This is a genomic window from Escherichia sp. TW14182 (assembly GCF_000208525.1).
Lineage (GTDB): Bacteria > Pseudomonadota > Gammaproteobacteria > Enterobacterales > Enterobacteriaceae > Escherichia > Escherichia ruysiae.
Genome location: NZ_AEJZ01000268.1, coordinates 1 through 7345 on the forward strand (window position 1 = coordinate 1; position 7345 = coordinate 7345).

Genomic DNA, 7345 nt, shown 5'->3' on the forward strand with positions numbered 1-7345 from the left:
CGTGGTCATTTCCGGGCAGTTTTTAAAAACCGGAGTAATGTTTTTGATTAAGGTATTCATTTTCTATTCTGTGAAGTTCTTAATGTCTGAAATATTCAGGCGCGTAGCGCGCCATGCGGGCTTAATGAAAATAATTAAGCCTGAAAACGTTGTTGTTTTCTTTCTTCTATCCAGTCGATAATTTCTTCTTCAATCCATGCAACAGCACGCGGGCCTATTTTAATGGGCTTTGGAAATGTATCGGATTTTATATCATCGTAAATTCGCGCTCTTGATTTCCCGGTTATTTCAATGACCCTGGGGAGCCTTATTAATTTTTGCACTTGCCTTTCGCTGGCTTGTGAGCGTGCTGCCATGTTGACCTCCTGTATACGCTGAACATTTTCGTTAGCCACCGTGGGAACATGTAAGATCTCGCGGTAGTCTGCGGGACGAGAAAAATCATAAACAACGAAAAACGGATTTGTAAATCAGGCGGATTTTTAACGGGGGTTGACACAGGAGGTGAGTTTTGCTTCATGCCTGAAATATCCATTTAGAACCGCTTTAAACCGCCTGAAGGCGAACAAACGACAACAAGTTAGGCCAGAAAGGTTTGCTGACTTACCCCTTAGGCACTAGGAAAGTCCTTTCTGGGCGGTGTAATGACTTGTGAACGCTGGAATAGTGGGCTCTGAAAACAAAAAAAAGAGTTGAAAGCATGACGCACGTCAAAAAAATATATCGGTAAAACTGTTTGATTTTCTAATTTTTATCAAAAGCACTGGTTGTTAATCAAAAATACATTAAAAATCAAATGGATATAGCTGTTTTTGAGGCTAAAAATCACCAGGTGCTTTTAGTGGTGTCTTATTCTGTTGATTTTCAAAGACAAAAAAATCGGCGTGTCCACATATTGTCCACGCCTTGAGTTTAATTCAGTTTCTTGGGTTAGTTTGGTTTGTCGAGTTAGCGCCGTTAGTTCAGTCTGTTTCGTTGATCCACTTAAAATCATAGGGGGCGATATATGCTGCCTGGCAGGAGTCGAGATAATCAGCCCACCACTGCAACATCTGGCGACGCTCCTGCATGTGTTCAGCTCTGTGAATGTAAGCGGCACGAACGGTGTTTCTTTCCCTGTGGCTCATCTGGAGCTCGACAGCTTCCCTTGTCCATATGCCTGATTCTGTCAGAGCGGAGCAGGCCATAGCCCTGAATCCATGACCGCAAATATCTTCTTTTGTATCGTATCCCATGTGGCGTAACGCCTTGTTAATGGTGTTTTCGCTCATGGGCTTTATCTGGTAGTGGTCGCCGGGAAAAATCAACAATTCGTCACCGGATATATTCCTTATATCTTCAAGAAGCTGCATTGCCTGAGTGGATAAAGGGATGGCGTGAGGGGTTCCCATTTTCGTTCCACGATATGAATATTTAACGCCTTCTATTTTTTCGCGTTCTGCGGGTATTACCCACATTGATTTATCAAAATCAATTTCATTCCATCGGGCAAAACGCAATTCACTTGAGCGAATAAAGACTAATAAATTTAACTTTAGTGCAAATTGCGTTAATAGCCGCCCGTTCAGCTTGTGATGATAATTATCAATTTTTCCCAGCAATTCAGGCAATCGCTCAAGAGGGAGAGCAGGGCGATGACGGGTTTTATTGGTTTCTATCGCACCGCCCAGCTCCTGCGCTGGATTGTATTTAATCATCCCGTTCTGGACAGCGTAACGCATGATTGCATTCATTCGCTGCTTGTTTCGTGATGCCGTCTCAAGTATCCCTTTATCCTCCATTTTGCGTAGAGGTAACAACAGATCCATGGTTGTAATTTCGTTAATTGGCTTTTTGCCAAGAACGGGGAAGACATGATTCTCCAGGTCTTTTAAAACTTTTTGTGCGTGTAGTTCGCTCCAGCCCTTTTTCCTGCTATGCCATTCTCTGGCGACATCTTCAAAAAGCACTATTTGAGGTTTTGGCGCGTACAAGGGATCAATGCCTTTAGCCAGGCTTGCCAGATACTCATCGCGGGCGTTTCTGGCCTCTGCAAGCGTGACGGCTGGGTAAATACCTAAAGCGCGGGTTGTTTCTTTGCCGTTAATAACTTTGCGAAAGCGCCAGTATTTTGAGCCATTGGGGTGAACGTAGAGATACAGCCCTTTGCCGTCACGAAGTTTTTTAATTTTATTGCTGTCTTTATCTGGTCTGGCGTTACGTACAGCTACATCAGTTAGTTTCATGGTGTTGATCCTCTAAACGGGTACAAATAAAAATCGAACCAAACGTACCCATTTTTATACCCATTTAAATATGGGCTTCAGGCAAATTTAACGAGAGTTAGCGAGACAATAAATAAGATATAACGCTTTGAAAATCAATGGGTAATGGTGTTTTCTGAGAGGTGGCGAGATGTTGCGGTGGTGTCCCCTGCAGGAATCGAACCTGCAATTAGCCCTTAGGAGGGGCTCGTTATATCCATTTAACTAAGAGGACAATGCGGCATGAGTATAACCGCTATTAAACAGCGGGGTAAGTACGCTGCCGCTCGATTGCTTAAACCCTCGCCACTTATAGCGGATTTTTATCATTTTTCTTAATGATTTCCGCATGTTCTGCTTTCTGGCGTGCCTCTTCTTTACGCTTGTTACTCATATCGTTACGGATTTGCGCATGGCTCATTAATGCGAAGATGAAGGTGCCGCCGCAGATGTTTCCCGCCAGAGTAGGTAGCGCGAATGGCCAGATGAAATCGCTCCAGTGCAGCGTGCCGTTAAAGACCAGATAGAGGATCTCTACTGAACCGACGACGATGTGGGTAGTGTCGCCCAGCGCGATAAGCCACGTCATCAATATAATTACTACAATCTTTGCCGCTCCCGCCGCAGGGAACATCCATACCATTGTGGCTATAAGCCAGCCGGAGATGATCGCGTTGGCAAACATCTCGCTGGGGGTGTTCTTCATCACATCCATGCCGATTTTGACAAACGCATCGCGGGTTTCTTCATTAAAGATAGGCATATACTCAAACGCCCACGCCGCAATACCTGTTCCGAGAATATTACCCAGCAGCACGACGCCCCATAACCGCATCAGTAAGCCGATGTTGCCCATGCTCGGTTTTTGCATCACCGGCAGTACCGCCGTTACGGTATTCTCAGTAAATAATTGCTGGCGTGCCATAATGACGATAATAAAACCAAAGGTATAACCCAGATTCTCCAGCAAAAAACTCCCCGGTACGCCTTCCAGTTCGACATGAAATATCCCTTTTGCCAGTAACGAAGCGCCCATCGACAGACCCGCCGCAATGGCTGACCACAGTAGCGCCATCGCGTCGCGCTCCAGCTCTTTTTCGCCGTCCTGACGGATATGTTCGTGAATAGCCATCGCTCTGGAGGGGAGCCGGTCTTCATCTATTTCTATTTTTTTTCCACGCTCTTTTTCTTCGCTCTCTACTTCAAGTTCGTCGCTGTGTTTATCTATTTTGTCATTGTCCATGATGTCGTCTCTTGAATTAGCACGTATAGCTAAAGCGTAGCGGCTTTTTTGCTCGCAACTGGCGGGAGTTACTCTGAAAATGTATAAAAGGCTGCGTTTGCCTTTTTCTGTTTCTACAGAATCAAGTAGCCTACAGGGCGGCGATTACCAGGCTATGATCAAGTCAGCAAACCAGGGCGTCTGGACATCAGTTGACGTGCTGTTACAATCGCCCACACCTAAACAGGCGGATACGGTATCGTTCCGTCATGGATGGCAAACTGCATAAGCCATAAAAAAGCCATAAAAAACAGGGAGACATTTATGAAGCTTCGCCTGTCGGCGCTTGCTCTGGGAACTACGCTTCTGGTGGGGTGTGCGAGTTCCGGTACAGATCAGCAAGGGCGTTCTGACCCGTTAGAAGGGTTCAACCGCACCATGTACAATTTTAACTTCAATGTGTTAGACCCGTATGTGGTTCGACCGGTAGCTGTCGTCTGGCGTGATTATGTTCCGCAACCGGCGCGTAACGGTTTGAGCAACTTTACCGGCAACCTGGAAGAACCTGCGGTGATGGTTAACTACTTCTTGCAGGGTGACCCTTATCAGGGGATGGTCCACTTTACCCGCTTTTTCCTGAACACCATTTTGGGAATGGGCGGTTTTATTGATGTTGCTGGGATGGCGAACCCGAAACTGCAACGCACCGAACCTCACCGTTTTGGCAGTACGCTCGGTCACTATGGCGTGGGTTATGGGCCGTACGTTCAGTTACCGTTCTACGGTAGCTTTACGCTGCGTGATGACGGCGGTGATATGGCAGACAGCCTTTACCCGGTACTTTCCTGGCTGACCTGGCCGATGTCGGTGGGTAAATGGACGCTTGAAGGGATCGAAACTCGTGCGCAGTTGCTGGATTCTGACGGCTTGCTTCGTCAGTCCTCCGATCCTTACATTATGGTGCGCGAGGCTTACTTCCAGCGTCATGATTTCATCGCCAATGGCGGTGAGCTCAAACCGCAAGAAAACCCGAACGCGCAAGCGATTCAGGATGATTTAAAAGATATCGATTCTGAATAAGACGCAAATAAAAAAGGTGAGTCGTAAAACTCACCTTTTTTCTTATTAAACGAACGTGTTATTAGAACGCGTAGTTAAAGTTAGTCCCGAACAGCCAGGCTTTACCTTCAGACTCGAAAGAATAAGCTGCCGCACCTTCACCTTCGGTGAATTTCACTTTCTGACCATGCATATAAGATGCGCCAACGTCAATGGATGCATCTTCATTAAATGCATAGGTTAACCCAGCACTTAACCACAAACGATCCTGGTCAGGAATGGAAATAGAGCGTTTATCTGCCGGAACCGGGCTGTCGTCATAGGCGATACCGGTACGGAAGGTCCAGTTTTTATCGTAATAGTAGGTTGTACCCAACGCGATACGATATGCGTCACGGAATCCTTCATCTTTATAGAACAGCGTCTGACCACTATCGCCTTTCGCTTTCAACTCCTGGAACTGACTCCAGCTGGTATAGGCCATGCTGTAGTGAATTGCCCACTGCGGCGCAACACGGTTATAACCAGAAATCTCCCACATCTCAGGCAGGTTGAGCGTCAAGGATCCATTTTGTGTTGCACCCATCGTGCCATACGGCAAGCCCATATTACCCAAAATGTTGTTCAGATTTGGGTTAATGGAGCTTTTGTAATCCCCTTCGAAGTCGATTTTAACTTCTGAACGATATGTCAGGCCCCAACGGTTATCTTTATCCAGTTCATAAAGAATACCCGCGTTCCAGCCAAAGCCCCACTCGTCACCTTTCAGATGAGCAATTTGAGAGTCCGGAGTATTAATACCATTGGTCAATGACGCGGGTACACCTTGGGCAATCAACTGTTGAGACAACAAAGGCCCCAGCGAACCGGCGTAACGCTCAATTTTTGCCTTGGCGTAAACAGCATCAAAACCAAGACCAAAACTCCAGCTATTGTTAAGGCGATAAGCCCCGCTAAGGTTAAGGTTGATTGTCTGCAGATCGGTTTTACCGCCATAGATACCAGCAGCATAGTTGTCGGTAAATTCCGTAGCCAGGCCGTAGTTGGACGTTATTGACGCTCCCCAACCAAACTGATCGTTAATAGGCGCGACAAAGTGCAGGTTAGGGACCCACGCTGTCGGTGCGATATTTTTAGCATTTGCACTCTGACCGGTTAAATTAGAATGCCCGGTAATATCTACATCCGGATCAATATAAACCGCACCCGCAGAAAAAGTCGGGCGGTCAAACATGGTAATCAACGCGGGGTTACGGCTGACGTTACCGGCATCATCGGCAATTGCGCCTTCCCCTGAATAAGCCCGACCCAGGCCAGAGGAAGAAAATTCGTTTAACTGAAAGCCTGCCGACCAGGCCTGGGTGGAGATAAGTGCCACTGCGACTGCGAGAGCAGACTTTGTAAACAGGGTTTTCTGGCTCATGACCATAACCTCAATAATTTATTTTTATACAAACTATGTTACGTGCTGTAACAGGAGCGCGAAGTGTAGGGGCTGATGTACATCTTAGAAATCAGACCAGTGGCGAGAGTATAGGTCTGACCAGATAGGATGTTGCAAGTATGTTTCTATCTTTTTTCAAATATGATCTAAGAAACGCGATCCAGCTGGCAAAATTTAGAGGTGGCGCACTCATCCATCCGGGTGAATTTTGTTTTAGATCATTTTTAAGTGTGATTTCGGTCACTTATCCGATTTTGCAGAATTAACAACTGGAGCAGCACTTTCCGGAAGCGTAAAATATCCGCAACGTTTATCTGGCACCTTGGGTGCACATACAGAGGAAATCAACGATGAGTAAATGTAGTGCTGATGAAACCCCGGTTTGCTGCTGTATGGATGTTGGCACCATTATGGACAACTCCGATTGCACCGCGTCTTACAGCCGCGTGTTTGCAAACCGCGCAGAAGCAGAACAAACGCTGGCGGCGCTGACTGAAAAAGCCCGTAGCGTGGAATCCGAACCGTGCAAAATCACCCCGACTTTCACTGAAGAGTCTGATGGTGTTCGCCTGGATATCGATTTCACTTTTGCCTGCGAAGCTGAAATGCTGATCTTCCAGCTGGGTCTGCGTTAATTCCTCTCAGGTACACACGCCCCTGCCAGTTGCTGGCAGGGGCGTTTTGTTTTCTCTTCTTCTTTTCTCTCTGTGTCATAGCTCCCACTTTCCCTTTTCTCCACTTGGCTAAATGTAAAAAAATGGTTAAGACTATGATCAGGTCAGACCACTTTATCTATTTTTTTACAGGGGAGTGTTATGGGTCAGGTTTTACCGCTGGTTACCCGCCAGGGCGATCGTATCGCCATTGTTAGCGGATTACGCACGCCTTTTGCTCGCCAGGCGACGGCTTTTCATGGTATTCCCGCTGTTGATTTGGGGAAGATGGTCGTCGGAGAACTGCTTGCTCGTAGCGAGATCCCCGCCGAAGTGATTGAACAACTGGTCTTTGGTCAGGTCGTACAAATGCCGGAAGCCCCCAACATTGCGCGTGAAATTGTTCTTGGCACCGGAATGAACGTCCATACCGATGCTTACAGCGTCAGTCGTGCCTGTGCCACCAGTTTCCAGGCTGTTGCAAACGTCGCCGAAAGCCTGATGGCGGGAACCATTCGTGCGGGGATTGCCGGTGGGGCAGATTCCTCGTCGGTATTGCCGATTGGCGTTAGCAAAAAACTGGCGCGCGTGCTGGTGGATGTCAACAAAGCCCGCACAATGAGCCAGCGTCTGAAACTCTTCTCTCGCCTGCGTTTGCGCGACTTAATGCCCGTGCCGCCTGCGGTAGCAGAATATTCCACCGGCTTGCGGATGGGTGACACCG

7 protein-coding genes and 1 tRNA gene are annotated in these 7345 nt (G+C 47.2%); 3 read left to right on the top strand and 5 right to left on the bottom strand.

From position 1 onward, the window contains the following. Positions 1-134: 134 nt before the first annotated feature. The 4 genes from EQY_RS0119565 to EQY_RS0119580 form a co-directional block, all read right to left on the bottom strand. A complete protein-coding gene (locus tag EQY_RS0119565) occupies positions 135-356 on the bottom strand; it encodes a helix-turn-helix transcriptional regulator (RefSeq protein ID WP_000741353.1) in 222 nt (73 codons plus the stop codon). A gap of 606 nt (positions 357-962) precedes the next feature. Beyond that, on the bottom strand, positions 963-2225 hold the full coding sequence (locus EQY_RS0119570; protein WP_000778572.1) for a tyrosine-type recombinase/integrase: 1263 nt from the start codon (positions 2223-2225) through the stop codon (positions 963-965). Positions 2226-2403: 178 nt separating this feature from the next. Next, positions 2404-2478 (bottom strand) — tRNA-Arg (locus tag EQY_RS0119575). A 75-nt stretch (positions 2479-2553) separates the two neighbouring features. Beyond that, complete coding sequence (locus tag EQY_RS0119580) at positions 2554-3486, bottom strand: formate/nitrite transporter family protein (protein WP_000368108.1); 933 nt, start codon at positions 3484-3486, stop codon at positions 2554-2556. Positions 3487-3789: 303 nt separating this feature from the next. On the opposite strand from EQY_RS0119580, the gene mlaA reads away from it, so the two are divergent. Next, entirely contained in the window at positions 3790-4545 is a 756-nt protein-coding gene (mlaA, locus tag EQY_RS0119590) for a phospholipid-binding lipoprotein MlaA (protein WP_000776783.1), read from the top strand. Between the two features lie 61 nt (positions 4546-4606). On the opposite strand, the gene fadL is transcribed toward mlaA, so the two are convergent. Further along, complete coding sequence (gene fadL, locus EQY_RS0119595) at positions 4607-5947, bottom strand: long-chain fatty acid transporter FadL (RefSeq protein WP_024212665.1); 1341 nt, start codon at positions 5945-5947, stop codon at positions 4607-4609. Between the two features lie 371 nt (positions 5948-6318). On the opposite strand from fadL, the gene EQY_RS0119600 reads away from it, so the two are divergent. Continuing rightward, complete coding sequence (locus tag EQY_RS0119600; RefSeq protein WP_001296261.1) at positions 6319-6603, top strand: YfcZ/YiiS family protein; 285 nt, start codon at positions 6319-6321, stop codon at positions 6601-6603. A 180-nt stretch (positions 6604-6783) separates the two neighbouring features. Continuing rightward, positions 6784-7345, top strand: a 562-nt coding sequence (locus tag EQY_RS0119605; protein ID WP_000531939.1) for a thiolase family protein, incomplete at its 3' end; no start/stop codon positions are given.